Genomic DNA, 23,746 nt, shown 5'->3' with positions numbered 1-23,746 from the left:
TAGTCTGGAAGACCGAGTGGTCGCCATCGGGGGCAAGCCCCCTCCCACACTTGGCCGTGTTCCAGTTTTGGAACGCATTCTAATGTGGGAGGTGGCTTGCTCCCGATGGCCGACTCGGTCTCAAGCGAACATCACACCATTTCGTGACGAATCCACTCAACCACCGACGTGCGCTTTGGTGCCCAGCCCAGCAGTTCGCGGGCATGCTTGCCGCGCACCCGGCTGTTCGAACCCAGGCCGTAATTGGCCATTTCATAACCCCACTCGGCTTCAGCCTCGGCCAATGGCCAGTCCTGCGGCTTGCCCAGCTTCAGCGCGTCAGCGATGGCCGTGGTCATGTCGACAAACGCCGCTTCGCTGCTTTCCACAAAGTAGAACGTGCCCGGTACGTTCTTCGTCAGCGCCAGCAGGTACAACGCAACCACGTCTTCGATGTGCACGTTGGACCAGATGTTCTGCCCTGTGCCCACATGGCGCACCACCCCACTCTTGCGCGCCTGCTTGAGCAAGCGCGGCAATTGCACGCTATCACGCTGTACGCCCAGGCTGTGGCCGTAGATCAGGGTGTTGCAGATCACCGCCGAATTCACGCCGTCCTGGGCAGCAGCCAGGATCAGGTTGTCGATGGCCACACGCGCGGCCTTGTCGACGGTCGGCTCCGGCAGGTTGTCTTCGAAATAGATCACGTCGCTGGCCTTACCGCCCGATGCATCGCCGACGATGCTCGAACCGCTGGTGTGCAGGAACGGCTTGTTTGATCCCTGCAAGGCGGTCAACAGCGTTTCTACCGCAGCACGATGGTCGCTGCTGGCGGCGTTGATCACCGCATCGGCCTTGTGCGCTTGCTCGGTAAGCACGGCAGCGTCATCGAGGCTGCCGATCACCGGAGCGATGCCCAGGGCCGTCAGCTCAGCCGCTTGCTCGGCGCTGCGTACCAGGCCGGTGACGTGATGGCCGGCCTTGACCAGGCCGGTGGCAATCGAACCGCCGATAAAACCTGCGGCGCCGGTAACGAATACGTTCATGGAGATTTCTCCTGACTGGGTAAGTGATAGGCCCAGTATCCCGGCTCCACCCTTACCGAATAAGCCCCTGACGCCCAATTCAATCTTGCGTGGCAGTCACGAATCAGCAGGCATACCGCGCCAGTTTGGCCTGGATAAAGTCCAGGAAGCACTGGATGCGCAACGCCAACTGCGAGTTACGGTAGAAGACCGCGTGGATCGGCTGGCGATAACCGCTGTTGAAGGCTTCCAGGACCGGCACCAGGCGGCCGGCGTCGATGTCGGCGCTGGTCATGAAGTTCGACAGGCAACAAATACCCTGCCCTTCCAGCGCCAACTGGCGCAGGGTTTCGCCGCTGGAGGCAGCGATGCTCGGCTGAATCAGCCAGCGGTCACCCTCCACATGGCGCAGCGGCCAGTGGTTGAGGGTTTCGGTCTGACTGAAGCCGAGCAACGTGTGGTCAGCCAACTCGGCCACCGTGGTGGGGGCGCCGTATTGCTTAAGGTATTCAGGGCTGGCCAGGATATGCAGCGGCGTACAACCGAGGGAGCGCGCATGCAAGGTCGAGTCGGCCAGGGCGCCGATGCGAATGGCGATGTCGGTGCTCTGTTCCAGCAGGTCGATGATCAAGTCATCGCTGTTCAACTCCAACTGGATCTGCGGGTACAAGCTGCGAAACTCGGCAATGTACGGCACGATCCCATGCAGCATAAACGGCACGGCCGCGTTGATACGCAGCCGCCCGGCAGGGTTCTTCTGACGTGACGACAGGCGCTCTTCCAGCTCATCCATCTGCGCCAGGATCAGCTTGGCCTGTTCGAAGAAATACTTGCCCTCTTCGGTCAGGTCCATGCGTCGCGTGGTGCGGTTGATCAGCGTGGTGTCGAGCTTGGCTTCCAGGCGCGACAAGGTACGGCTGACCGCCGACGGCGTCTGCCCGACCTGCTCCGCCGCTGCGGAAATCGAGCCGCACTCGATGACGCTGACGAAGATCTGTAGCTCATCGGATCGGGCTTTCACGGACGGTCCTCGTTATCGGTTCAGTGCAGCTTATTACACCGAGAGCTTGAACACCTGCGCCAGATGCTGCTCATAGCGCGCCACGTCTGCCTCGATGGCCGGACGTTTCATCACATCCACGCACAAAAAGGTCGGCAAGCCGGTCATGCCGAGGAACTCGTGGGCCTTGTGGAACGGGAAGTACACCGCATCCACGCCCTTGGCTTCGAAGAAATCGCTCGGGTCGTCGAAGGCTTGCTGCGGTGCGTTCCAGGTCAGGGACAGCATGTACTGCTTGCCCTGGATCAGGCCGCCACTGCCGTATTTCTGCGAGGCATCGGAACGGGTGCGACCGTCGCTGGCGTACAGGCTGCCATGGCCTTCGGTGAAGACTTCGTCGATGTACTTCTTGACGATCCACGGCGCCCCCATCCACCAACCAGGCATCTGGTAGATGATCACGTCGGCCCAGAGGAACTTGGCCACCTCTTCGGCCACGTCGTAGCCTTCGTCGATATGGGTGACTTTAACGTCGATACCGCCTCGATCCAGCACAGCCAGGGCGGTTTCATGCAAGGTGGTGTTGTAGCGGCCATCGGAGTGGGCGAATTTTTTGCCGCCGTTGAGCAGGAGTACTTTTTTCATGGGAGGGGATCCAGAAGGTTGAAAATGTCTGGAGGCAGATTATCGGCCCTGCCCCTTCGGAATAAGCCGTCACCCGGCAAAATACCTTTGATCAAAAAGCACGAATACCCATGAGATTGTTAACCACTGATCAGCAGATGACCGCCCAACAGGGCCATGCCGATGAAAAATACCCGCTTGAATAACACCGCACTGATTCGCTGGCGCAGCGCTTGGCCCAGCCACATGCCCAGCAGCGCCGGCACCAGCGCGAGCAGCGAGGCACTCACTTCACCGCCGCCCAAGGTGCCACGCCAAGCCAATCCCGCCGCCAGCGCCAGCGTCGACACGGTGAACGACAGGCCGAGGGCCTGTACCAACTGATCGCGACTCAGGCCCAAGGCTTGCAAATACGGCACCGCAGGAATCACGAACACGCCAGTGGCCGAGGTGATCAAACCGGTGATCAGCCCACACAACGGGCCCAACCAGCGTTCGGTCTGCGGCTTGACCTTGAAGGTGGGCAAAAACAACCCGCTCAATGCATACACCAGCAACGCCGCGCCCAGCGCGCGCACCACCCAGTGCCCACCTTCCATGCCAAGCCACACCGTACCCAGCCCGGTGCCGAGGAAAATCAGCACGAGCATCGGCCAAAGGCGTTTGAGCAAGCCACTCAGGTGCCCGCCGAATGCCAGTTGCCAAAGGTTGGTGACCGTTGAAGGAATGATCAGCAACGCCGCAGCCTGCGCCGGCAACATAGCCAAGCCGAGCATGCCCATGGCCACTGTCGGTAAGCCGAGGCCGATTACTCCTTTGACGGTGCCCGCCAGCAGGAACGTGCCAATCACCAGCAAAGTAACGGCGGGACCGAGGTTTTGGTAGAACGCAAGGAAGGTAATCATGGGCAGAGTGTGCGACTTTTCGATGCGTTCTGAAATTCGCCATATACTGAGGCAGCCTCTTGTTTAGCAAGAGCCTTGGGGCCGCATCGGGGGCAAGTCCCCTCCCACTTAGACTGTGTTCACCCATCCAAATGTGGGAGGGAGCTTGCCCCCGATGCGGCCAGTAGAGCCATCCGAGAATCCTACCCATGCACGTTGACCTGATCGATCTGCGCCTCTACCTGCATACCCTGGACACCGGCAACATCACCGCCGGCGCCAGCCGCAGCCATTTATCCCTGGCAGCCGCGAGCGCACGCATCCGCGCTATGGAAGCATCGCTGGGCATCGAATTGCTTGAGCGGGGCCGTCGGGGTGTCACGCCGACACCTGCAGGTAAAGCCCTCGCGCGCCACGCTCGCCTGCTGCTGCAACAGGCCGACCATCTGCAACAGGACCTCGCCGAATACGCCAACGGCATCAAAGGCCAAGTGCGCCTGCTGTGCAACACCACTGCGCTCAGCGAATACCTGCCGGAACTGCTCGCGGACTTTCTACGCGAACACCCCAACCTCGATATCGACCTGCAGGAGTTGCCCAGCCTGCGCATCATCCAGGCCCTGCGTCAGGGCACGGCCGACCTGGGGATCATCTCCGATGCAGTAGACACCCACGGTTTGCAGACCCTGCCCTTTCGCGATGACCCGCTGGTGCTGATCATGCCCCTGGATCATCCCCTGGCAGCGAGCCCGGTGAGTTTTATCGACAGCCTGCAACACGATTACGTCGGCCTCGCGGTCCACAGCGCACTGTCGGTGTACCTGGAAGAACAAGCGCTGCACGCGGGGTTCCGCTTACAGACGCGCATCCGCGCCGAGGGCTTTGATGGGGTGATTCGGATGGTCGCACGAGGTGCTGGCCTGGGCATCGTGCCCCAGGCCGCGTTGGATCGCTGGCCCTTGGCGCGCCACTTCAAGGCCCAGCCTCTGGGAGAAGACTGGGCCCGCCGACAGCTGTTGCTTTGCGCACGTTCGTTCGAGCAACTGCCGGGCTACGCCAAAGCCTTGTTCAACGCCTTGGCCCTGCCCTTGCGGAAGAACCCGTAATACACCGCCGACAGAATCAACAGGAACGGCACGCCAAACACCAACGTCATCTTGAACGCCTCGGTGAAATACGTGGTGATCATCACCGCGCCCATGAGCACCAGACCCAGCAATGTGCTGTAGGGAAACAGGCGCAGTTGGAATGACAACTTCGCCCCGCCGTGACGCTTGCGATAGCGACGGAAAAACAGGTGCGTGAGGAAGATCATGAACCAGGTGAAGATCGCGCCAAACATCGAGATCGCCATCATCAGGGTGAACGAGCTTTCCGGGTACACCACATTCAACAAGGTCGCCAGGGCAATGCCCGAACTGGACAGCAGCAGTGCATTCAGCGGGATGCCGCTTTTGCTCAACGCGCCCATGGACTTGGGTGCGAAGCCCGCGCGGGACAGGCTGAACATCATGCGTGTAGTGATGTAGAGCTGGCTGTTCATCGCTGACAACGCGGCGATCAGGATCACGAAATTCATCACTCCGGTGGCTCCGGGAATGCCGATAGTCTGCATCACTGTAACGAACGGGCTTTGGGTCTGCCCGGCCTGATTCCACGGCACGATGGCCAGCATCAGCGCCAGGGTCAGCAGGTAAAACACCACCAGGCGCACGATGGTCGCGCGAAAGGCCTTCTTCACCGCCTGCTCCGGGTCGGCGGCTTCACCGGCAGCCACAGCGATCATCTCGACGCTCAGGTAACTGAAGATCGACACAATCACGGCAATCCACATGCCGCTCAAGCCATGGGGGAAAAAACCGCCGTGTGCGGTGTAATTCTGCACGCCATACTCCGGGTTGCCGGAGCCGAACACCACATACACAGCCAGGATGATGAAGCCGACGATGGCGCTGATCTTGATGGTGGAGAACCAGTATTCAAAGTTTCCAAACGTCTTCACGCTGATCGCATTAAGCAGGATCAGCACACTGGAAAACGACACAATCCACACCCACTCCGGCACGTTGGCGAACCAGTACTTCATGTACATCGCCACCGCCGTGACCTCGGCGCCCACCGCCAGCACAATCGCCGCCCAATAGGCATAACGCACCAGAAACCCAGCCAGCGGGCTGATGTAGAACTCGGCATAGGCGCCGAAGGAACCCGAGGTGGAATGCGCAACGGTCATCTCCGCCAGGCAGCCCATCAACAGCAAGGTGATCAGTGCACCAATGGCGTAGCTCACCAGCACGCTCGGCCCGGCATAACCGATGGCATAGGCGCTGCCCATGAACAAGCCGGTGCCGATGGCGCCACCGATGGCGATCATGCTCATCTGGCCGGAAGTGAGCTGGCGCCGAAGGCCCAGTTCGCGTTGGGTGATCTCGGCAAAGCCGGTGTCTGGCGTAGTCACGTGGGGTGCCCCTTTATTATTGTGGTCGCACTATTTGTCTGTTGCCGCAGATCCCCTGTGGGAGGGGGCTTGCTCCCGATGGAGGTGTATCAGCTTGCCAATCCGGCGACTGACACACTGCCATCGGGAGCAAGCCCCCTCCCACATGAGGTCTTTGGTGTTTATCCATTGTGTATCTGATGCAAGCCCTCTCCCATAATGTTGTCTGCGTTTATTCAGGTGACGCTGTGGCGGACTTTGAATTGCGGCTGGTCCCAGGTGTTCTCGTCGAGAATCTCACCGAGGATTTCCACAGCGTCCCAGACCTCAATAAAGCTCGTATAGAGCGGCGTAAACCCAAACCGCATAATCCGCGGCTCGCGGTAATCGCCGATCACGCCACGGGCAATCAGAGCCTGAATCACTGCATAACCTTCGGGGTGCTCAAAACTCACATGGCTACCGCGCCGGGCATGCTCACGCGGGGTGATCAACACCAGGCCATGAGCCGCGCAACGGGCTTCAACCAACTCGATAAACAGATCCGTCAACGCCAGGGATTTAGTGCGCAGGCTGGCCATATCAGTCTGCTCAAAAATCGCCAGCCCACACTCCACCATCGCCAGCGAGGTGATCGGTTGGGTGCCGCACAAGTAGCGGGCAATACCGGCGCTCGGCGCATAGTTGGCTTCCATGGCGAACTGCCGGGTATGCCCGAACCAGCCCGAAAGCGGCTGGCGTACGAGGTCGACCAACGCCGGATTGACCCACACAAACGCCTGGGAGCCTGGGCCGCCGTTGAGGTATTTATAAGTGCAGCCAATCGCGTAATCGGCCCCGGCGTTATGCAGATCGATGGGCACCGCGCCCGCCGAGTGCGCCAAATCCCAGATACTCAGCGCGCCACATTCATGGCTCAAGGCAGTAAGCGCCTGCATGTCATACATGTAGCCGGTCTTGTAGTTGACGTGGGTGAGCAGCACCACCGCCACGTCGGCGTCGATGGCCTGGGGCAGTTCGTCCGGGCTGTTCACCAGACGCAGGGAGTAACCCTGTTGCAGCAATTCAGCCAAGCCTTCGGCGATGTACAGGTCGGTGGGAAAGTTGCTTGCTTCGCTGACGATTACCTTGCGCTCTGCTGCGCGTTGGCGCTGCACCGTCAGTGCAGCGCTGAGCACTTTGAACAGGTTAATGGAGGTGGTATCGGTGATCACCACTTCGCCGTCCCGCGCACCGATCAGCGGCGCAAGGCGATTGCCCAGGCGCTGGGACAAGTCTGCCCAACCGGCGCTGTTCCAACTGCGGATCAAGCCATTGCCCCACTCCTCGGCAATCACCTGTTGCGCCCGCGCCAGCGATGCCACCGGACGCGCGCCAAGGGAGTTACCGTCGAGGTAGATCACACCCTCCGGCAAGGAAAATTGATTGCGCAACGGCGCCAGCGGGTCCTGGGCGTCGAGAGTTTGGCAATGGCTTCGGGTGGTCATGGAGAGTCCTGGTTTTTATAGGCGGGAATGAACCAAATAATGAACGAAGCTTTAGAGAATTTTCGTGCAAAGTGGTGGGTAACAGGCTAATTAAGCAGTAGGAAATTCGAATTTAACCCCTAAACACGCGGATTTATTCAAACCATGATTCTTGACGCCACCGACCTGCGCCTCCTGCATTTCCTGCAACAGGATGGCCGTATCAGCAACCAGGAACTGGCGGAAAAAGTCGCACTGTCGCCCTCCGCCTGCCTGCGCCGTTTGCGTCTGCTGGAGAGCGAAGGAATCATCAGCGGCTACCGCGCAGTGCTGAATGCCGAACAATTGGGGATCGAGCTGGAAGCCATCGTCCACCTGTCGTTGCGCCAGGATGTGGAGGATTGGCATGAGACGTTTATCAAGAAGGTGCAAGGCTGGCCGGAAGTGGCCAGCGCCTATGTGATCACCGGCGCCAGCAACTATGTGCTGCGGGTGCAGGCGCGCAACCTCAAGCACTTTTCGGACTTTATCGTGAACCACCTGAACCGCACGGCGGGGGTGATGGATATACGCTCGGAAATCGTGCTGCAGAAGATCAAGGATAAGGATGAGGTGCTTGATCTCGTCGTACGCAAATAGTCAGCCACGCCTCAGATCAAATGTGGGAGGGGGCTTGCCCCCGATGGCGGTGTGTCAGTCACTTAAATGTTGAATGATCCGCCGCTATCGGGAGCAAGCCCCCTCCCACATTTTTGACCGCATTTAGTCTTCGAGGGCGCGGACTCGCTGCATGCGTTTCTGTTCTACCGGCGCATCAGCCGTCTGCAACTCAAAATCAAAATCAATCTGTGCAAACCGCCCTTCCACCCCAAACTCCCGCGCCAGTTGCTGATCGTCGCTGAAGCGAATCTCGGCAATTAATTCATCCCGCGTCGCGTAGGCAAAGTCATCGTGCAGGTACGGGTCATCCGACAGGTTGATCTGTGTCGTCAGGTGCCGATGCCCCGGCGCCGAGATGAAGAAGTGGATATGTGCCGGCCGCTGCCCGTGGCGCCCCAATTGATCGAGCAGTTGCTGGGTCGGTCCAGTCGGCGGGCAGCCGTAGCCCGACGGCACGATGCTGCGAAAACGGTAGTTACCCTGGGCGTCGGTCTCTATGCGTCGGCGCAGGTTAAATTCCGACTGGGTGTTATCGAACCAGGAATAAGTGCCGCCCGTGTTGGCCTGCCACACATCCACAATCGCCCCAGCCAACGGTTTACCGTTGGTGTCGCGCACTTGTCCGCGCATGAACAGCGGCACTGCGGCATCCGTCCCATCATCCAACCGCGCTTCGTACTGGGACAGCGGCGCACCGGCCACGTACAGCGGGCCTTCGATGGTACGTGGCGTGCCGCCGGATTTGCCGGCTTCTTCATCGGCGGCGTCCATCAACATGTCCAGGTAGTGCTCCAGGCCCAACCCGGCGGCAAGCAGTCCGGCTTCCTGGTTCTTGCCCAGTTCGTTGAGGTAGTTGACCGCCTTCCAGAACTCTTCCGGCGTCACGTCCAGGTCTTCGATGATGTTCACGGTGTCGCGCAAAATCCGGTAGATCAGCGCTTTGGTGCGCGGGTTACCGCCGTCATTAAGGTTGCCGCTGGCTTCTTCGAGAAACTGTTGGGCGTGGGCAGTCTGGGACAGTCGGATGGACATGGTGCGATCCTCATCTTGTAATTGTTAGGTGTAGAACAGGCTTAACGGTCGTCCTCATGGATCGACGAAGGGTGCCGGCACAGGGCGTTCACTTCGATGGCCATGTAGGGATAAAGCGGCAGTTGCATCAGCAGGTCGTGCAGCTCTTGCACGCTGTCGACATCGAACACGCTGTAGTTGGCGTAAAGCCCGGCGATGCGCCACAGGTGGCGCCATTTGCCTTGCTCTTGTAAACGTCGAGCCAGGGCTTTTTCGTCGGCCTTGAGGCGGCCGGCGCGCTCAGGGTTCATGTCGACGGGCAGATTCACGGTCATTTTTACGTGGAACAACATGGCAAGCGCCTCTTAGTGTTTGTCACGACGGAAGAACGCCAGACGCTCTTCATCGATGGCCAGGCCCAGGCCCGGCGCAGTGGAGACATGCAACTGAAAATCGCGGTACACCGGCGGTTCGGTGAGGATGTCTTCGGTGAGCAGCAGCGGACCGAACAGTTCGGTGTCCCACGCCAGCTTGTTCAAGGTCAGGAACGCATGGGCCGAGGCCAGGGTGCCGATGCCGCCTTCGAGCATGGTGCCGCCGTACAGGCCGATACCCGCCGCTTCAGCAATCGCGGCCGTGCGCAACACCGCACGCGGGCCGCCGTTCTTGGCGATCTTGAGGGCGAACACTGACGCCGCACCTTCACGGGCGAGGTTGAAGGCATCCTCGACACATTCAATGGATTCATCCGCCATGATCGGCGCTGGGCTCGACAGGTTCAGCCGGGCCATGCCGCCACGGTTATTGCGCGAGATCGGTTGTTCGATCAGGTCGATGCCGTTGTCGCCAAGCACCTTGCACGCGCGCAGGGCGACGGCTTCATCCCAGGCCTGATTGACGTCGACACGCACACTGGCGCGCTCGCCCAAGGCCTTTTTGATCGCGATCACATGAGCGAGGTCGCGACCGACTTCACCGGCGCCGATCTTGAGTTTGAAGATGCGGTGGCGGCGCAGGTCGAGCATCTTTTCGGCTTCGGCGATGTCTTGTTCGGTGTTGCCGCTGGCCAAGGTCCAGGCCACCGGCAACGCGTCACGGACACGGCCGCCGAGCAGCTCGCTCACCGGCAGGTTCAGGCGCTTGCCCAATGCATCGAGCAACGCGCTTTCAATACCGGACTTGGCAAAGGTATTGCCGCGAATACTGCGCTCCAGGCGCAACATGGCGGCGTTGATGTTGCTGGCGTCCTGGCCGATCAGCAGCGGCGCGAAGTGGCGGTCGATATTGATTTTGATGCTGTCGGGACTCTCGTTGCCGTAGCTCAGACCGCCGATGGTGGTGGACTCACCGATGCCTTCGATGCCGTCGGCGCAACGCACGCGGATGATCACCAGGGTCTGGTTCTGCATCGTGTGCATTGCCAGCTTGTGCGGGCGAATGGTGGGGAGGTCGACGATAATGGTCTCGATCGACTCAATGGCGCAAATCGGCATGGCAATACCCGCTGGGTTCTTTATAGGTCTGCGCTGATTCTGTTCCCGCTCTTTGCGTGGAGCCAATATAGAATTAGTCTCGAACAATACTCTCAAGGTATGAAAGGAGCCGTCATGGAACTGCGTCATCTGCGCTACTTCCAGGTGCTGGGCGAAACCCTCAACTTCACCCGGGCCGCCGAACGCCTGCACATCGCCCAACCACCGTTGAGCCGGCAGATCCAGCAACTGGAGGATGAGCTGGGGGTGATTCTGCTGGAACGCGGCCGCCCGCTGCGACTGACCGAAGCCGGGCGGTTTTTCTATGAACACGCCAATGTGCTGCTCGAACAGTTGAACAAGGTCTGCGACAGCACCCGGCGCATCGGCCAGGGCGAAAAGACCTGGCTGGGCATCGGCTTTGCGCCGTCGACTTTGTATGGCGTACTGCCCGAGCTGATCCGGCGGCTGCGCAGCCATGACGCTCTGGAGCTGGAATTGGGTTTGTCCGAAATGACCACCTTGCAGCAGGTCGAAGCGCTCAAGGCCGGGCGCATTGATGTCGGCTTCGGGCGTATCCGCATCGACGACCCAGCCATTGACCAGCGTGTACTGGTGGAGGATCGACTGGTGGCGGTACTGCCTGCCGGCCACCCGCTGCTGGCGGCGCCGGCCACCCTCGCCCAATTGGCCGCCGAGCCGTTTGTGCTGTACCCCGGCAACCCACGCCCCAGTTATGCCGACCATGTGATCGCGCTGTTCGATACCCACGGTTTAAGCCTCAAGGTGGCGCAGTGGACTAACGAGCTGCAGACCGCGATTGGCCTGGTCGGCGCTGGCATGGGCGTGACGCTGGTGCCTGCGTCGGTGCAGGTGCTGCATCGGGCGGATATCGGTTACACGCCGATTGTGGAAACCACCGCGACCTCGCCGATTATTCTCAGCCGAAGGGTGAATGATCAGTCGCCGGGGCTTAGTCATTGCCTGCAGTTGGTGGAAGAACTGATCTGAAACGCTATAAACACTGCGATCTCCCTGTGGGAGGGGGCTTGCCCCCGATTGCGCTGGGCCAGTTAACGAATGGGCTGACTGATCCACCGTTATCGGGGGCAAGCCCCCTCCCACATTTTGCTCTTCATCAGGCTCAAGTACTGCGCAGGCGATTGCGCTGCAGCGTCTGGCTGGGCGACTCATCAAACAGCTTGCGATACTCCGCCGAAAACCGTCCCAAGTGAGTAAAGCCCCAGCCCAAGGCAATCTCGGAGATGGTACGAATTGAACCGTGCTCAAGGATTTCCTGGCGCACCGCGCCCAGTCGGTACTTCTTCAGGTAGGCCATCGGCGACAGGGCAAAGTACTTGCGGAAAGCGTCGAACAGCTTGAAGCGCGACACGCCTGCTGCGGCTTCCAGGTCTTCCAGGTGCAGCGCTTCGCGGGCGTTGTCGTGAATGTATTGGCGCGCGCGGATCAAGTAATGCGGCAGTTTCACGCCCAGTACGTCGCGCAGTTCTTCGGAGTAATTATTGGGCTGGGCCAGGATCAACCCCTTGATCAGCGAGCTTTCCAGATCCCGGGTAAACGCGGCCTGTTCATACAACTCGCTGCTGCGCTCCAGTTCGGCAATGAAGTAACGCGCCATGCGCCACCACGAGGCCGGGGCGCCATCCACCGCATCCATCACCGACTCAAAGCGCAGCGGTGCGTCGATGGGCCGTTGCAACAAACCTTCCAGTGACTCACTCATCGCTGCCCGCGTAATCACCACTTGCAGCTTGCGACAGTCCCCGGAAATCGCCAGCACCTGGTGCTCGTTGGGCGAGATGATCACGCCTTGGTCGCGATTGGAACTCAGGCGCTCACCGTTCTTGCTCAACTCCTGCTCACCCACCAACGGCAGGCTGAGGCTGTAGCTGCTGAAGTGCTCGGCATCCTCGATATCGATGGTCACATCGGTGCCGTATTCGATCACGCCCAAGGTGGTCGCGCGGGACTTGAACACATTGGCGCTGTGGTGAAAACGCAGGCGCTCCGGGGTCGTCGTCGCCAGGCGGTGCGGCCCGCAGATGCCGGACATCCAGCTGCGGGCGCCTTCGAGGTCGAAGCGTTGGATATGGATATCGCGTGTCTGGCTGCTCATCAGGGTGCACCCACGGCGGTTAGGCGTTTGCGCGCTCTGACGGCGCGTCGTTATCGTTGTTGGACAGCAAGTTCTGCGCCACGCCGGTGGTAGCGCCACTGGGTGGATAGCAAGGGCCGACTATGTGGATAAGTCACCGGTTTTCATGCCCCTCGCGCCCTATGACAGTAGCGCATGACGTTACCTCGCCGCACCGTATTGGGTACTCCGCGCCCAACTTTGCGGCCCATCTTCCCCCATTAAGCGGATAGCCCACGCCCTGCCCCGCTGCCTCTAATAAACCACCGATTAGCCCCTATCAAAAAGGTGCCTCCCATGAGTGGTGCAAGAAGCGTCGAGCAGTGGAAAAGCTTTATCGAAAGCTGCCTGGATTTTCGTCCGGCGGACGAAGTGTTCCGCATCGCCCGGGACATGTTCACCGAGCCGCAACTGTTCGACCTGGAGATGGAACTGATCTTCGAAAAGAACTGGATCTACGCCTGCCACGAAAGCGAACTGGCCCATAACCATGACTTCGTGACCATGCGCGCCGGGCGCCAGCCGATGATTATCACCCGCGATGGCGAAGGCCAGCTCAATGCGCTGATCAACGCCTGCCAGCATCGCGGCACCACCCTCACCCGCGTCGGCAAGGGCAACCAGTCCACCTTTACCTGCCCGTTTCACGCCTGGTGTTACAAGAGCGATGGCCGGTTGGTGAAGGTCAAGGCGCCGGGGGAATACCCGGAAGGTTTCGACAAAGCCACCCGCGGCCTTAAAAAAGCGCGAATCGAAAGCTACAAAGGTTTTGTGTTTATCAGTCTGGACGTGAACGGCACGGACAGCCTGGAAGACTTCCTCGGCGATGCCAAAGTGTTCTTCGACATGATGGTCGCGCAATCCGCCACCGGTGAGCTGGAAGTGCTGCCGGGAAAATCCGCCTACACCTACGACGGCAACTGGAAGCTGCAGAACGAAAACGGTCTGGACGGTTATCACGTGAGCACCGTGCACTACAACTACGTGGCCACGGTGCAGCATCGCCAACAGGTGAATACCGAGAACGGCACAGGTTCCGGCACCACACTGGACTACAGCAAACTCGGTGCAGGCGACGCGAATACCGATGACGGTTGGTTCGCCTTCAACAACGGCCACAGCCTGTTGTTCAGCGACATGCCCAACCCGACCGTGCGTTCCGGCTACGCCACCATCATGCCGCGCCTGGTGGAAGAACACGGCCAGCAAAAAGCCGAATGGATGATGCACCGCCTGCGCAATCTGAACATCTATCCGAGCCTGTTCTTCCTCGATCAGATCAGCTCGCAACTGCGCATCATCCGCCCGGTGGCGTGGAACAAGACCGAGATCATCAGCCAATGCCTGGGGGTGAAAAACGAGTCCGACGCTGACCGCGAAAACCGCATTCGCCAATTCGAGGATTTCTTCAACGTATCGGGCATGGGCACGCCGGACGACCTGGTGGAATTTCGTGAAGCCCAGCGTGGTTTCCAAGGCCGCCTGGAGCGCTGGAGCGATATCTCCCGTGGCAGCCATCGCTGGGAGACCGGCCCGACACCGAACAGTGAAGCCATCGGCATCCAACCGGCCATGACCGGCACTGAATTCACCCACGAAGGGCTGTACGTCAACCAGCACCGCAACTGGCAGCAGTTCCTGCTCAACGGCCTTGATCGACAAGCGCTGACACTGCGGGAGGTGCAATGATGAATGCCCAACTGCAATACAGGATCGAGCAGTTTTTCTACCGAAAATCCGAACTCTGCGACGCCCAAGACTGGGACGCCTATGTGCAGCTGTTCGATCCGCAGAGCGAGTTCCATCTGCCGCAATGGGACTCGGAGCATGTGTACACCCGCGATCCCAAACGCGAGATGTCGTTGATCTACTACGCCAACCGCTCAGGCCTGGAAGACCGAGTCTTTCGCCTGCGCACCGGCAAGGCAGCCTCGGCCACGCCAATGCCGCGCACCTTGCACCTGATCAATAACGTGCGCATCGCAGAACAGGCGGATGGCTCGCTGGAAGTGAAGCTGAACTGGCACACGCTGTTCTATCGGCTGGCGACTTCGGAGCAGTTTTACGGACAGGCCACTTACCGCCTCAAACCTGAGGGAGACAGTTGGCTGATCACTCGCAAGCATGCGCTGCTGCTCAACGACACCATCAACTCGGTGCTGGATTTCTATCACCTCTAAAGCACCCTTGTTGTGGTGGTGAGCGGGCTTTTTGTGGTGAGCGGGCTTGCCCCGCGCTGGGGCGCGCAGCGGCCCCTGGTGCAAGCACTGCGGTTTGGCGGGAAAAATGCGGCGACTTTCATGCCGCTGCTTCGCAGCCCAGTGCGGGGCAAGCCCGCTCACCACAACAGGCCGTACGTACGTCATAAATATGCAGAGAACAACACATGAATCACAAAGTGGCCTTCAGTTTTGCCGACGGCAAGACCCTGTTTTTCCCAGTGGGCGCCCATGAAATCCTATTGGATGCGGCCCTGCGCAATGGCATCAAGATCCCCCTGGATTGCCGCGAAGGTGTATGCGGCACCTGCCAGGGTCGTTGCGAATCGGGCGACTACACCCAGGACTACGTGGACGACGAAGCCCTCTCAAGCCTCGACCTGCAACACCGCAAGATGCTCAGTTGCCAGACGCGGGTGAAGTCCGACGCCACCTTCTACTTCGACTTTGATTCGAGCTTGTGCAATGCACCGAACCCGGTGCAGGTGCGCGGAACGGTCAGCGAGGTGCAATTGGTGTCGGCCAGTACGGCGATCCTCAACGTGCAGTTGGACGCGCCACTGGATTTTCTACCCGGCCAATATGCACGCCTCTCGGTGCCAGGCACGGACAGTTGGCGTTCCTACTCTTTCGCCAACCTGGCGGGCAATCAGGTGCAGTTTCTGATCCGCTTGCTGCCCGATGGGGTGATGAGCAACTACCTGCGTGAGCGCTGCCAAGTCGGCGATGAACTGCTGATGGAGGCACCGCTGGGTGCGTTCTACCTTCGGCACGTCAGCCAACCGCTGGTGCTGGTCGCCGGCGGCACCGGGTTGTCGGCGCTTCTGGGCATGCTCGATCAACTGGCCGCCACTGGCTGCGACCAGCCGGTGCACCTCTACTATGGCGTGCGCGGTGCCGAGGACTTATGCGAAGCGACACGCATCGCGGCCTACGCGGCGAAACTGCCAGGTTTTCGCTACACCGAAGTCCTCAGCGACCCCGCAGATGACTGGCCCGGAAAGCGCGGCTACCTCACCCAACATTTCGACTTGGCCGAATTGCGGGACGGATCGGCGGATATGTATGTCTGCGGGCCCCCTCCAATGGTCGAATCCATCCAACAATGGCTGGCGGATCAGGCACTTGATGGCGTTCAGCTGTATTACGAAAAGTTTACGCAGAGTAATATCTGACTCCTCAGCACTTCTGAGGGGCTGGTGCGGCGTGCAATCAACCCCAAGAAAAACAAGTAGAAGGGAACGTTAATGGCGGATGACATGGTTAACCCGGTGGGCCTCAAGCGTGGCCTGAAGAACCGGCATATTCAGCTGATCGCCTTGGGAGGGGCGATTGGCACGGGGTTGTTCCTCGGCTCGGCCGGGGTGCTCAAGTCGGCGGGCCCGTCGATGATCCTGGGCTACGCGATTGCGGGCTTCATTGCGTTCCTGATCATGCGCCAGCTCGGTGAAATGATCGTCGAAGAGCCGGTGGCCGGCTCGTTCAGCCACTTCGCCCACAAATACTGGGGCGGCTACGCGGGCTTCCTGGCCGGTTGGAACTACTGGGTGCTGTACGTACTGGTGGGCATGGCCGAACTGACGGCCGTGGGCAAGTACATCCAGTTCTGGTGGCCGGAGATCCCGACCTGGGTCAGCGCGCTGGTGTTCTTTGTTGCGGTGAACCTGATCAACACCCTGAACGTGAAGTTCTTCGGTGAAACCGAGTTCTGGTTCGCAATCATCAAGGTGGTGGCGATTGTCGGCATGATCGTGCTCGGCTGCTACCTGCTGTTCAGCGGCACCGGCGGCCCGCAAGCGTCCATCAGTAACCTGTGGAGCCACGGCGGGTTCTTCCCGAATGGCGGCATGGGGCTGTTGATGTCGATGGCGTTCATCATGTTCTCGTTCGGTGGCCTGGAGCTGGTGGGTATTACCGCCGCCGAAGCCACCGAACCGCGCAAAGTGATCCCCAAAGCGATCAACCAGGTGGTCTACCGGATCCTGATCTTCTACGTCGGTGCCCTGACCGTGCTGCTGTCGCTGTACCCATGGGACCAACTGCTGCAAACCCTCGGCGCGTCGGGCGACCCCTACAGCGGCAGCCCGTTTGTGCAGATCTTCTCGCTGATCGGTAACGACACGGCCGCGCACATCCTCAACTTCGTGGTGCTGACCGCGGCGCTGTCGGTGTACAACAGCGGCGTGTACTGCAACAGCCGCATGCTGTTCGGCCTGGCCGAGCAAGGCGATGCGCCAAAAGCGCTGATGAAGCTCAACAAGCAAGGCGTACCACTGCGGGCCCTGGCGATCTCGGCGTTGGTGACGATGCTGTGCGTGGTGGTCAACTACGTGGCGCCGCAGAGTGCGCTGGAGTTGCTGTTTGCGCTGGTGGTTGCGTCGCTGATGATCAACTGGGCGCTGATCAGCATCACCCACATCAAGTTCCGCAAGGCCATGGGCGAGCAAGGCGTGACGCCATCGTTCAAGACCTTCTGGTTCCCGTTCAGCAACTACCTGTGCCTGGCGTTCATGCTGATGATCATCAGCGTGATGCTGGCGATCCCGGGTATTCGCGAGTCGGTGTATGCGATGCCGATTTGGGTGGGGATTATCTATGTGGCTTACCGGTTGCGAGTGAGTAAGGCGAAAGCGGTCGCCGCTGCGCAGTAATACCCATGTGGGAGGGGGCTTGCCCCCGATAGCAGTGTGTCAGTCACTTATGTGCCCACTGACCCACCGCCATCGGGGGCAAGCCCCCTCCCACATTTGATTGCATTGCAAATGAAAAGCCCCGGTAATCCGGGGCTTTTTGTTTACAGCGTGGAGCGCACTCGCCACAACTCGGGGAACAGCACGGTGTCGAGCATCTTGCGCAGATACCCCACGCCTTCGGTGCCGCCAGTACCGGGTTGGAAACCGATGATGCGCTCAACGGTGGTCACATGCCGGAAGCGCCACTGGCGGAACGAATCCTCCAGATCGATAAACTTTTCAGCCAACTGATACAAATCCCAATAACGGCTCGGATCGCGATACACCTCGCGCCACGCCGCCTCCACCGACTCATCGTGAACGGTGGCCGCCGTCGGGTCGCGCTCGGCGCGTTGGGGATCAATCGCAAGGCCCGCCTTGGTCATCAAGTTGATCGCTTCGTCATACAGCGACGGCGTGGCAATCGCCACTTTCAACTCGTTCAACAACTCCGGCCGATGGGCGTGAGGCCGCAACAGCGCCGCGCTTTTATTGCCGAGGATAAATTCGATCTCGCGGTACTGGAACGACTGGAACCCGGACGATTGCCCCAGGAACGGACGAATCGCTTTGTATTCCGAAGGCGTCATGGTCGCCAGCACGGCCCAGGCGTGCACCAGTTGGTCAAAGATCCGCGACACCCGCGCCAGCATCTTGAACGCTGGCGGCAACTCGCCCAGTCGCACATGCTCACGGGCGGCCTTGAGTTCGTGGAGCATCAGTTTCATCCACAGCTCAGAGGTCTGGTGCTGGATGATGAAGAGCATTTCGTTGTGGTCCGGCGACAGCGGGTGCTGGGCGCTGAGGACTTTGCCCAGGTCCAGGTAGTCGCCGTAGCTCATGGACTCGGAAAAATTCAGCTCGGCGTTATGCCATTCTTCCGGCGGTTGGTAATCAGCAGAGAAGGGACATTGGCTCATCGCGTGGGCTCCTTGAGCGGACGGAGAATAGCGCGGACCGGGCTGGCGTCCAGGTTGGCAAAGCGCAGCGGCAGCGCGATCAGTTCGTAGTCGCCTTCCGCTACCTCGTCGAGCACGATGCCTTCGAGAATCGCCATCCCATGCCGGGCCACGGCGTTGTGGGAATCCATGGTCTTGGACTGTTGCGGATCCAGCGAGGGCGTGTCGATACCGATCAGGCGCACGCCGAGGCTGGCGAGCAGCTCAATGGTTTGCGGCGCGATGGCGGTGAAATTCGAGTCCCATTCAGTCAGCGGCGCGTGTGGATAAGTACGCAGCAACACACGCTCCGGCAAGTTGTCCACACGGCCTTCTAATTGATGCGGTTGCACCAGCGCGCCGCTGCCGAGGCAATGCAGCACCCGACACGGGCCCATGTACACATCCAACGACACTTCACCGATGGGTGCACCGTCCGCGCTGTAGTGCAGCGGCGCATCCACGTGGGCGCCGGTGTGCGGCGACAAGGTAATGCGCCCTACATTCACCGGGCACTCCGGGCCGAACTGCCACACGCGCTCTTCCTGGAACGGCGTATCACCCGGCCAGGTCGGGGTCGCCGTACTCAAGGGCGGGCTGATATCCCACCACGTTTTTATTGGGTTCATTTAAAGGCTCTCGGCGGTTACTGGGGTGAATGATACGAGGGCCAGGGCTGAATTTTCTTGCGAATTCCTGCGCCAAGCGGGAAATCTTTCGCACTTACTGCGAGGAAATTACTTATTTACGCTCAGAAGTGTCGCCTGGCCACGGTGGAGCTGCCACCAAGGATTAATGTGGGAGGGGGCTTGCCCTCGATGGCGGTGGGTCAGTTGACACAGGTGCAGGCTGACCCGGCGCCATCGGGGGCAAGCCCCCTCCCACATTGACTGCACATAGCCTGAGGAGTCGCATTCACCTGCGCTTCTGGGCATCCCGATGTCGAGTTCAGACCACTGGCGCAACGCACAAGGCCTTAGGGTGCATCTTCCCATTACCTGCCTCGGAGCCATCATGTCCACGCCCATTACCGTACTGCGCGACACCCATCCCCTGCCGGTCCTGGATGCCTGCAAATGGGAAAAACTCGAAGGCGATCCGCACACCGTCAACCTCAACGCCTACACCAGCGAAGACGGCAGCAAGATCATGGGCACCTGGATCTGCACCCCGGGCAAGTGGTACGTGGATTATGTGAAGTGGGAGTACTGCCACTTCCAGGAAGGCTACTGCATCATCACCCCTGAAGGGATGGAGCCGATTCACCTGCGGGCTGGGGATATCTTTGTGGTAGAGCCGGGGATGAAGGGGACATGGGAAGTGGTCGAGACGGTGCGCAAGTATTTTGTATTCGCCTGAGGTTTTTGTGGTGCACTGGTTTACTGAAGTGAGCCACTTATTGAGGTGCTCCGGTTTACCGAGCTGACCCACTTATTGTGGTGAGCGGGCTTGCCCCGCGCTGGGCTGCGAAGCGGCCCTGAGAACAAACGCCGCATTCTTTCTGAAAGAATGCGGCGTTTTCATTGGGCCCGCTTCGCAGCCCGGCGCGGGGCAAGCACGCTCACTACAATTGCCGTCCCACTGGTGGGTTATTTGGGCTTGCGATAGCTGTTGATAATCGCCGAGAAGTCCTGCCCCCCTTCCCCACGCTGACTCATCGATTGGTACAACTGCTGAGCCACTGCCCCCAAAATCACGGGTTGTTTCGCCTGGCGAGCCGCTTCGGTAGCCAGGCCCAAATCCTTGAGCATCAGGTCGGCACCAAACCCGCCTGTGTAACCTCGGGATGACGGCGCCGTTTCGATCACGCCCGGCCATGGGTTGTAGGTGTCCGAACTCCAGCAGCGCCCGGTGGAGCTGTTGATGATCCCGGCCAGCACTTGGGTGTCGATGCCCAGTGCATCACCCAATGCCATAGCCTCGCTGACGCCAACCATGCTGATGCCCAGCAGCAGGTTGTTGCAGATCTTGGCGATTTGCCCCGTGCCCACGTCACCGCAATGCACGATGTTGCGGCCCATCTGCGCCAGCACCGGTTGCAGGGTGGCGAACAGTTCCGGGGTGGCGCCGACCATGAAGGTCAACGTCCCTGCGCCAGCGCCGCCGGTGCCGCCAGAGACTGGAGCATCAGCTATCACCACGCCTTGCTTGGCCGCAGCAGCGGCAACATCGCGGATGGTTTGCGGGTCGATGGTGCTGCAATCCACGGCGGGCACGCCTTTGCCGATGCCGGCCAGCACGCCGTCTTCATTCAGCCAGACGCTACGTACATGGGCAGCGGCGGGCAGCATGGTAATCACCAGCTCGGCGCCTTGTGCAGCTTCACGCGGTGAGCCTGTGACGGTGGCGCCCAGTTCTGCGAACTCCTTGAACACGCCTGGATTAACGTCGAATACATTCAGCTTATTCCCAGCCAAAAGCAGGTTACGGGCCATTGGCGCGCCCATATTGCCCAAGCCGATAAATGCAATCTTCATGGTCGTCTCCCGAATCAGCGCAGGTTGATGGTGGTGTTGACGCCATCGTTGACCGTGTCGTCATCGAACCAGCGGCTGGTGACGGTTTTGGTCTGGGTGTAGAACTGCACCACTTGCTTACCGTACGGGCCGAGGTCGCCGAGCTTGGAGCCACGGGAACCGGTGAAGCTGAAGAACGGCACCGGCACCGGAATCGGGATGTTGATGCCGACTTGGCCTACATCGATTTCACTCTGGAACTTACGCGCCGCCGCACCGCTTTGGGTGAACAGCCCGGTGCCGTTGCCAAACGGGTTGGCGTTGACCAGCGCGATGGCTTCATCGAGGGTGTCGACTTCCAACACCACCAGCACCGGGCCGAAAATTTCCTGGGTGTAGATCTGCATGTCGGTAGTCACGCCCGAGAACAGGGTCGGACCGACGAAGTTGCCTTGCTCGAAGCCCGGCACCTGAATGTCGCGGCCATCCAGCTCCAGCTTGGCGCCTTCTTTCACGCCGCTTTCGATCAACTCCAGGATACGGGCCTTGGCGCGCGTGGAAATCACCGGGCCGACATCCGTGCCCGCTTCACTACCGGCGTTGACCTTGAGTTTTTGCGCCAGCGCCTTGAGATCCGGCAACCACTGCTTGGACGCCCCCACCAGCACCACCACCGAGGTGGCCATGCAACGCTGGCCCGCCGCGCCGAAACCGGCACCGACCAGAGCATTGAGGGTGTGTTCGCGGTTGGCATCCGGCAGCACCACGGCGTGGTTCTTGGCGCCCATCATCGATTGCACGCGCTTGCCGTGCTTGCCCGCCAGGTCGTAGACGTGGGTACCGACGGCCGTCGAACCGACGAAGGACACGGCCTTGATGTCTTTATGGGTGCACAGCGCATCCACCACAGCCTTTCCGCCGTGCACCACGTTCAGCACGCCAGGCGGCACACCAGCTTCCAGCGCCAGCTCCACCAGCAGTAGGGTCGACAGCGGGTCTTGTTCGGACGGCTTGAGGACGAAGGTATTACCGCAGGCGATGGCCATCGGGAACATCCACAGCGGAATCATTGCCGGGAAGTTGAACGGGGTAATGCCGGCACACACGCCGATGGGCTGACGCAGGGTGTAAGTGTCGACACCACCCGCGACGTTCTCGGCGAACTCGCCCATTTGCAGGGTGCCGATGGAACAGGCGTGCTCCACCACTTCCAGGCCACGGAAAATGTCGCCCTCGGCATCGGCAATGGTCTTACCCTGCTCGGCGCTGAGGACTACGGCGATGCGTTTGGAATGCTCGCGGATCAAGGCTTGTAGCTTGAGCATGATGCGCATGCGCGCGCCGATCGGCGTCAGCTTCCAGGTCTGGAAGGCGCGATGGGCTGCGTCGATGGCGGCGTTGACTTCATCGGCCGTGGCGAACGGGACTTTGGCCAGCACTTGCTGGGTAGCCGGGTTGACGATGTCTTGCCACTCGGTGGTCTTGGACTCGACCCACTCGCCGTTGATCAGCAACTTGACCTGTTGCACGGAAATATCGGCAGATGCGTTCATGTGGTCTCCAAATCTTATATTTATGCTAGAGAACCAAGGCGTTGAATCGCCTTGAAGAATGAGGCGTTCGGACTGTTTTTGGAGTATAGATGTGCAAATCTCTAATAAGAACGCACATAAAAGCCGGTCCAATATGCAAAAAAACATCACATCACTGGGTTCCCTGAACTGGGACGACCTGAAGTTTTTCCTCGAAGTGGCCCGCACGCGCAAGGCCAGCGTCGCCGCCAAACGCCTGGCGGTGGACTACACCACCGTGTCGCGTCGCATCAGTTCACTGGAAGTGTCCCTCGGCACGTTGCTGTTCGAAAAATCCCGGACCAACGGCTTCGTCCTGACACCCGAAGGTCAGCGTCTGCTGGGTTACGCCGAGTCCATCGAAAGCACCCTGCACATGGCCTGCGAGCAAGTCTCGGGCTCCGGCGTTGCGCTGTCTGGCCATGTACGCATGGGCTGCACCGAAGGCTTTGGCAGCTTTTTCGTGACCCCGCAGTTGAGCCACTTTGTCGACACGTATCCCGCGATCTCGGTAGACATCCTGCCCCTGCCCCACTTCATCAGCCTGTCCAAACGCGAAGCCGACATCGTCATCGCCCTGGAACGCCCGGAACACGGGCCCTACGTGTGCTGCAAACTGTGCGACTACAAGCTGCAGCTGTATGCGACCCAGGAATACCTCGACCAACACCCGCCCATCCGAAAACCCGCGGATTTGGCCGAGCATCCGTTTATCAGCTACGTGGACGACCTGGCGTTCAGCTCCGAGCTGCTTTACCTGGCCAACGTAGTGCCCGGCGCCAGCGCCAGCCTGCGCAGCACCAGCGTGATTGCGCAGTACGTGGCCGCGCAGCAGGGCCGGTCGATGGCGATCTTGCCGTGCTTTCTGGCAGCGCAAGATCCACGGTTGTTGCCCGTGCTGGGGGAGCAGATTGCGATTACGCGGCAGTTCTGGATGTATTGCCGGGAAGATTTGAGGAAGCTGAAGCGGATTACGTTGTTGTGGGATTACATCAGGGAAGTGACGGAGCAGAACCAGGGGTTGTTGATGGGGGAGACGCAGGAGATCACGTTCGCGGATTAAAGGGCCTACGCCGAAGATTTTCTTTAAGAAGCGGTTTGCTTACTTTTGCGCTTT

At 60.0% G+C, this 23,746-nt stretch carries 23 protein-coding genes; 9 read left to right on the top strand and 14 right to left on the bottom strand.

Annotated elements, in window-relative coordinates:
* Positions 1-131: 131 nt before the first annotated feature.
* From ACVWXD_RS00170 to ACVWXD_RS00155, 4 genes are all read right to left on the bottom strand, one after another.
* A complete protein-coding gene (locus tag ACVWXD_RS00170; protein ID WP_032885586.1) occupies positions 132-1,025 on the bottom strand; it encodes an NAD-dependent epimerase/dehydratase family protein in 894 nt (297 codons plus the stop codon).
* A 103-nt stretch (positions 1,026-1,128) separates the two neighbouring features.
* Positions 1,129-2,025 (bottom strand): LysR family transcriptional regulator, encoded by an 897-nt coding sequence (locus tag ACVWXD_RS00165; protein WP_095186365.1) that lies wholly within the window; start codon positions 2,023-2,025, stop codon positions 1,129-1,131.
* A 33-nt stretch (positions 2,026-2,058) separates the two neighbouring features.
* On the bottom strand, positions 2,059-2,649 hold the full coding sequence (locus ACVWXD_RS00160) for an NAD(P)H-dependent oxidoreductase (RefSeq protein WP_032885584.1): 591 nt from the start codon (positions 2,647-2,649) through the stop codon (positions 2,059-2,061).
* 119 nt (positions 2,650-2,768) lie between these two features.
* Complete coding sequence (locus tag ACVWXD_RS00155; RefSeq protein WP_099602213.1) at positions 2,769-3,533, bottom strand: sulfite exporter TauE/SafE family protein; 765 nt, start codon at positions 3,531-3,533, stop codon at positions 2,769-2,771.
* A gap of 188 nt (positions 3,534-3,721) precedes the next feature.
* Here ACVWXD_RS00155 and ACVWXD_RS00150 point away from each other — a divergent pair, with 188 nt between their 5' ends.
* Positions 3,722-4,618 (top strand): LysR substrate-binding domain-containing protein, encoded by an 897-nt coding sequence (locus ACVWXD_RS00150; protein WP_457370567.1) that lies wholly within the window; start codon positions 3,722-3,724, stop codon positions 4,616-4,618.
* On the opposite strand, the gene ACVWXD_RS00145 is transcribed toward ACVWXD_RS00150, so the two are convergent.
* Together ACVWXD_RS00145 and kynU are read right to left on the bottom strand one after the other, a co-directional pair.
* Entirely contained in the window at positions 4,564-5,970 is a 1,407-nt protein-coding gene (locus ACVWXD_RS00145; RefSeq protein ID WP_032885581.1) for an amino acid permease, read from the bottom strand. The genes ACVWXD_RS00150 and ACVWXD_RS00145 overlap by 55 nt on opposite strands.
* A 215-nt stretch (positions 5,971-6,185) precedes the next feature.
* Complete coding sequence (gene kynU, locus ACVWXD_RS00140) at positions 6,186-7,436, bottom strand: kynureninase (protein WP_457370566.1); 1,251 nt, start codon at positions 7,434-7,436, stop codon at positions 6,186-6,188.
* A gap of 144 nt (positions 7,437-7,580) precedes the next feature.
* Between kynU and ACVWXD_RS00135 the strand changes: the two genes are divergently transcribed.
* Positions 7,581-8,054 carry an Lrp/AsnC family transcriptional regulator gene (locus tag ACVWXD_RS00135; protein ID WP_032885579.1) on the top strand — a complete coding sequence of 158 codons (474 nt, stop codon included), beginning with the start codon at positions 7,581-7,583 and terminating at the stop codon, positions 8,052-8,054.
* Positions 8,055-8,177: 123 nt separating this feature from the next.
* Here the strand turns inward: ACVWXD_RS00135 and catA are convergent, their stop codons facing one another.
* Genes catA through ACVWXD_RS00120 form a run of 3 tightly spaced genes read right to left on the bottom strand, consistent with a single transcriptional unit; the run spans position 8,178 to position 10,579 of the window.
* On the bottom strand, positions 8,178-9,107 hold the full coding sequence (catA, locus tag ACVWXD_RS00130) for a catechol 1,2-dioxygenase (protein WP_122680716.1): 930 nt from the start codon (positions 9,105-9,107) through the stop codon (positions 8,178-8,180).
* 41 nt (positions 9,108-9,148) lie between these two features.
* Positions 9,149-9,439: a muconolactone Delta-isomerase gene (gene catC / locus ACVWXD_RS00125; protein WP_260368086.1), complete on the bottom strand. Its 291-nt coding sequence runs from the start codon at positions 9,437-9,439 to the stop codon at positions 9,149-9,151.
* 12 nt (positions 9,440-9,451) lie between these two features.
* Positions 9,452-10,579, bottom strand: a complete 1,128-nt coding sequence (locus ACVWXD_RS00120; protein WP_032885576.1) for a muconate cycloisomerase family protein — start codon at positions 10,577-10,579, stop codon at positions 9,452-9,454.
* 114 nt (positions 10,580-10,693) lie between these two features.
* Between ACVWXD_RS00120 and ACVWXD_RS00115 the strand changes: the two genes are divergently transcribed.
* Positions 10,694-11,569, top strand: coding sequence for a LysR family transcriptional regulator (locus ACVWXD_RS00115; protein ID WP_095186358.1), 876 nt, complete (start codon positions 10,694-10,696; stop codon positions 11,567-11,569).
* A gap of 133 nt (positions 11,570-11,702) precedes the next feature.
* Here the strand turns inward: ACVWXD_RS00115 and ACVWXD_RS00110 are convergent, their stop codons facing one another.
* A complete protein-coding gene (locus ACVWXD_RS00110; protein ID WP_032885652.1) occupies positions 11,703-12,695 on the bottom strand; it encodes an AraC family transcriptional regulator in 993 nt (330 codons plus the stop codon).
* 315 nt (positions 12,696-13,010) lie between these two features.
* On the opposite strand from ACVWXD_RS00110, the gene antA reads away from it, so the two are divergent.
* The 4 genes from antA (at position 13,011) to ACVWXD_RS00090 (ending at position 17,583) form a co-directional block, all read left to right on the top strand.
* Entirely contained in the window at positions 13,011-14,402 is a 1,392-nt protein-coding gene (gene antA / locus ACVWXD_RS00105) for an anthranilate 1,2-dioxygenase large subunit (protein WP_032885574.1), read from the top strand.
* On the top strand, positions 14,402-14,893 hold the full coding sequence (gene antB, locus ACVWXD_RS00100) for an anthranilate 1,2-dioxygenase small subunit (protein ID WP_032885573.1): 492 nt from the start codon (positions 14,402-14,404) through the stop codon (positions 14,891-14,893). The genes antA and antB overlap by 1 nt, the downstream gene beginning before the upstream one ends.
* Before the next feature lie 206 nt (positions 14,894-15,099).
* Positions 15,100-16,107, top strand: coding sequence for an anthranilate 1,2-dioxygenase electron transfer component AntC (gene antC, locus ACVWXD_RS00095; RefSeq protein WP_401383688.1), 1,008 nt, complete (start codon positions 15,100-15,102; stop codon positions 16,105-16,107).
* Positions 16,108-16,179: 72 nt separating this feature from the next.
* Complete coding sequence (locus ACVWXD_RS00090; protein ID WP_122680718.1) at positions 16,180-17,583, top strand: amino acid permease; 1,404 nt, start codon at positions 16,180-16,182, stop codon at positions 17,581-17,583.
* A 143-nt stretch (positions 17,584-17,726) separates the two neighbouring features.
* Here ACVWXD_RS00090 and kynA read toward each other — a convergent pair whose 3' ends face one another.
* Both kynA and kynB read right to left on the bottom strand, forming a co-directional pair.
* Positions 17,727-18,584: a tryptophan 2,3-dioxygenase gene (gene kynA, locus ACVWXD_RS00085; RefSeq protein WP_032885570.1), complete on the bottom strand. Its 858-nt coding sequence runs from the start codon at positions 18,582-18,584 to the stop codon at positions 17,727-17,729.
* A complete protein-coding gene (gene kynB, locus ACVWXD_RS00080) occupies positions 18,581-19,231 on the bottom strand; it encodes an arylformamidase (RefSeq protein WP_442117721.1) in 651 nt (216 codons plus the stop codon). Before kynB ends, kynA begins: the two co-directional genes overlap by 4 nt.
* Positions 19,232-19,616: 385 nt before the next feature.
* On the opposite strand from kynB, the gene ACVWXD_RS00075 reads away from it, so the two are divergent.
* A complete protein-coding gene (locus tag ACVWXD_RS00075) occupies positions 19,617-19,961 on the top strand; it encodes a cupin domain-containing protein (protein WP_032885568.1) in 345 nt (114 codons plus the stop codon).
* A gap of 230 nt (positions 19,962-20,191) precedes the next feature.
* On the opposite strand, the gene mmsB is transcribed toward ACVWXD_RS00075, so the two are convergent.
* A complete protein-coding gene (gene mmsB / locus ACVWXD_RS00070) occupies positions 20,192-21,079 on the bottom strand; it encodes a 3-hydroxyisobutyrate dehydrogenase (RefSeq protein WP_122681293.1) in 888 nt (295 codons plus the stop codon).
* A gap of 14 nt (positions 21,080-21,093) precedes the next feature.
* Positions 21,094-22,611 (bottom strand): CoA-acylating methylmalonate-semialdehyde dehydrogenase, encoded by a 1,518-nt coding sequence (locus tag ACVWXD_RS00065; protein ID WP_401383694.1) that lies wholly within the window; start codon positions 22,609-22,611, stop codon positions 21,094-21,096.
* Between the two features lie 133 nt (positions 22,612-22,744).
* On the opposite strand from ACVWXD_RS00065, the gene ACVWXD_RS00060 reads away from it, so the two are divergent.
* Complete coding sequence (locus ACVWXD_RS00060; RefSeq protein ID WP_457370565.1) at positions 22,745-23,692, top strand: LysR family transcriptional regulator; 948 nt, start codon at positions 22,745-22,747, stop codon at positions 23,690-23,692.
* Positions 23,693-23,746: the final 54 nt, after the last annotated feature.

It is taken from the genome of Pseudomonas sp. TE3911, from assembly GCF_054062775.1.
This window is presented reverse-complemented; position numbering and strand designations above follow the sequence as displayed.